Genomic DNA, 4,048 nt, shown 5'->3' on the forward strand with positions numbered 1-4,048 from the left:
AGGACCGGATTCTCGCGGATCTGGCCCCGATCCGGGCGCGTCGTGCGGAGGTTCCGTTCTTCTCCACGGTCGTCGGCGCCTGGCTGGGGGATGGGGTGCCGGACGCTTCCTACTGGGTGCACAACCTCCGCCGTCCTGTCCGTTTCGAGGAGGCCGTTCGTGCGCTGGCTGCCGAAGGCTTCGGCGCGTTCGTCGAGTGCAGCCCCCACCCGGTGCTGACCGCCGCGGTGCGGGAGACGCTGGACGCGGCCGGTCACGAGGCGGTGGTGGCCGGGACGTTGCGCCGTGACGACGGTGGGGCCCGGCGCCTGTTCACCTCGTTCGGCGAGGTCTTCGTGCATGGAGTCCCCGTGGACTGGTCCCAGGTGTTCGCCGGCTCCGGGGCCCGCCGCGTCGACCTGCCCACCTACGCCTTCCAACATGAACGCTACTGGTGGGAACCCGCTGCCCTGCGCAAGCCCGCCATCCCACGGGACGCCGCCGGCCCCGCCGACGACACCGGCTTCTGGGGGGCCGTGGAAAGCGGCGACACCGAGACCCTGGCGGGCACCCTCGACATCGACGGCGCGTCCCTCGCCCCGGTCCTGCCCGCCCTGCGCAACTGGCACCGGCACCGTACGGCGGCGGCCACCGTCGCCTCCTGGCGCTACCACACCCGCTGGGTCCCCGCGTCGCTGCCGGACACCCCTGCCCTGACCGGCGCCTGGCTGCTGGCCGTACCCGCCGGCTCCGCCGTCGCGGCCGACCGCGCGGCCGAGGTCGCCGCAGCCGTACGCGACCACGGCGGTGAGGTCACCACGCTCGAACTGTCGGCCACCGCCACCCGGGAGGACATCGCCCGCCGGCTGCCCGGGGGAACGTACGCGGGCGTGCTGTCCCTGCTGTCCGCCGCCGACGGCCCCGCCACCGCCGACGGCATCCCGCGGACCGGACTCACGGCCACCGTCGCCCTTTTCCAGGCCCTCGGCGACGCGGGGACCGGTGCGCCCCTGTGGTGCCTGACCCACGACGCGGTCACCGCCACCGACCAGGACCTGCGGACGCACCGCGACAGTGCGGCGGCGCAGCATATGGTGTGGGGCCTGGGCAGGATCGTCGCCTTGGAGCACCCCGAGAGGTTCGGTGGCCTCGTCGATCTGCCCGCCCGGCCCGACGCCCGAACCGGCCGCCTCCTCGCGGCGCTCCTCTCCGGCACCACGGGCGAGGATCAGGTCGCCCTCCGCCCATCCGGCGCCCTCGTCCGTCGCCTGGCCCGCGCGGCAGCCACCGGCTCGCACCCCGCATGGCGCCCGCGCGGCACCGTCCTGGTCACCGGCGGCACCGGAGGACTCGGCGCCCGGGTGGCCCGCCACCTGGCCGGGTCCGGCGCCGAACACCTCGTACTGGCCAGCCGCAGCGGCCCCGACGCGCCCGGCGCAGCCGAGCTGAGCGCCGAACTGGAGGCCGCCGGCGTACGTGTCACCGTGGCCGCCTGCGACGTCGGTGACCGCGCGGACCTCGCCCGGCTGCTCGACGCCGTTCCCGGCGACTGCCCGCTGACGGCCGTGGTGCACACCGCCGCCGTGCTCGACGACGCCGTCGTCGAGCGCCTGACCCCCGGCCAGATCGACCGGGTCCTGCGCGCCAAGGCCGACGGCGCCTGGCATCTGCACGAGCTGACCCGGGACAGCGACCTGGACGCGTTCGTGCTGTTCTCCTCCGTGGCCGGCACCCTCGGCGCCTCCGGGCAGGGCAACTACGCCCCCGGCAACGCCTACCTGGACGCCCTCGCCGAACAGCGGCACGCCCTCGGACTGCCCGCCACCTCCGTCGCCTGGAGCATCTGGGACGAGCGGGGCATGGCCACCGAGGACGGCATCGGGACGCTGGCCCGCCGCCATGGCCTGCTCGTCATGGCACCCGATCTCGCGGCCACCGCCCTGACCGTGGTGGCCGGTGAGCCCGAGCCGACCGTCATGGTCGCGGACGTGGAGTGGGACAGGTTCCACGTGGCCTACACCGCCACCCGGCCCAGTCCGTTCCTCGCGGACCTGCCCGAGGTACGACGGCTCACCACGGTCACACCGGCGGACGAGTCGGCGCCACGCGCCGCCACCGGGTCCGGGGACCTCGTCGCCCGGCTCACCACGCTGGGCGGCCACGCCGAACAGCAGGCCGTGCTCCTGACCGCCGTCCGCGAGCAGGTCGCCGTGGTGCTCGGTCATACGGGCCCCGACGCGGTCGACCCCGGCACGGCCTACCGGGATCTGGGCTTCGACTCCGTCACCGCCGTCGAACTGCGCAACCGGCTCAACAGCGTCACCGGCCTGCGACTGCCGCCCACCATCGTCTTCGACCACCCCAACGCCCGCGCCCTGGCCGCGCATCTGCACAGCGAGATCCTCGGCGGCGCCCCGGCCCCCGACACCCTGCCCACGCCCCCGGCCGCGCCCACCACGGCCGCCGAGGAGGCGGAGGATCCCATCGTCATCGTCGGTATGAGCTGCCGGTTCCCCGGCGACGTCCGCTCGCCCGGGGACCTGTGGCAGCTGCTCCAGTCGGGCGGCGACGCCATCACCCCGTTCCCCGAGGACCGCGGCTGGGACCTGGACGCCCTCCACGCCCCCGGCTCCGACCGCGCCGGCGCCTCGTACACCCGCGAGGGCGGCTTCCTGTCGGACGCGGGCGACTTCGACGCCGGCTTCTTCGGTATCTCCCCGCGGGAGGCGCTGGCGATGGATCCGCAGCAGCGGTTGCTGCTGGAGACCTCCTGGGAGGCGCTGGAGGGCGCGGGCATCGACCCGACGGTGCTGCGCGGCACCCGCGCGGCCGTCTTCACCGGCACCAACGGTGGCGATTACCTCGCCATGGGCCATAACGTTCCCGAGGAGGCCGTCGGATACGCTGCCACGGGCAACATCGGCAGCGTGCTGTCCGGCCGGGTCTCCTACGCGCTCGGCATCGAGGGACCGGCCGTCACCGTCGACACCGCCTGCTCCTCCTCCCTCGTAGCCCTGCATCTCGCCGTCCGGTCGCTCCAGCAGGGCGAGTGCGACCTCGCGCTCACCGGCGGTGTCACCGTCATGTCCACACCGGGCATCTTCACCGAGTTCACCAGCCAGGGCGGGCTGGCCGCCGACGGCCGCAGCAAGGCGTTCGCCGCGAACGCGGACGGGGCGGGCTTCGCCGAGGGGGTGGGCGTGCTGGTCGTCGAGCGGCTGTCGGACGCCCGGCGGAACGGGCACCGGGTGTGGGCGGTCGTACGGGGAAGCGCCGTCAACCAGGACGGGGCATCGAACGGTCTGACCGCACCCAACGGCGTGGCACAGCAACGGGTGGTGCGGGCGGCGTTGGCGGACGCCGGGCTGTCCGCGGGCGATGTGGACGTGGTGGAGGCGCATGGGACGGGGACGAAGCTCGGCGACCCGATCGAGGCACGGGCGCTGCTCGCCACGTACGGCCAGGGGCGGGACCCGCGGCGGCCGCTGTGGCTGGGGTCGGTGAAGTCCAACATCGGGCACACCCAGGCCGCCGCCGGAGTGGCCGGTGTCATCAAGACCGTGCTGGCCCTGCACCACGCACAGCTTCCCCGTACCCTGCACGCCGATCAACCCTCGCCACACGTCGACTGGTCCTCCGGTGCCATACGACTCCTGGTGGAGCCGCGCGACTGGCCGGACACCGGGCGTCCGCGGCGCGCGGGGATCTCCTCGTTCGGCGTCAGCGGTACGAACGCCCACGTCATCCTCGAGCAGGGCCCGGACCCCCGCGCGACCCCGGAGAGCCGAGCCGTCCCCGAGGGCACGGTCGTGCCCTGGACGCTGTCGGCCAAGTCCGAGGCCGCGCTGCGGGAGCAGGCCCGCAGGCTGCTGCCGCTGCTCGCCGGAGACATGTCCACCACCGACATCGGCCACGCGCTGGCGACCACCCGCGCCCGCTTCGACCACCGGGCGGTCGTCCTCGGCGCGAGCACCGCCGAACGGCGCGACGCGCTCGACAGCCTGGCCACCGGCAAGGACACGCCCGCCGTCGTCCGCGGCACCACCGTCACCTCCGACGACCGCGTTGC

At 74.6% G+C, this 4,048-nt stretch carries 1 protein-coding gene; it reads left to right on the forward strand.

The window, feature by feature from the left end:
* Nucleotides 1–4,048, forward strand: a 4,048-nt coding sequence (locus NQU54_RS48115; RefSeq protein WP_306279870.1) for an SDR family NAD(P)-dependent oxidoreductase, incomplete at both ends; no start/stop codon positions are given.

It is taken from the genome of Streptomyces malaysiensis subsp. samsunensis (assembly GCF_024519315.1).
GTDB lineage: Bacteria > Actinomycetota > Actinomycetes > Streptomycetales > Streptomycetaceae > Streptomyces > Streptomyces malaysiensis.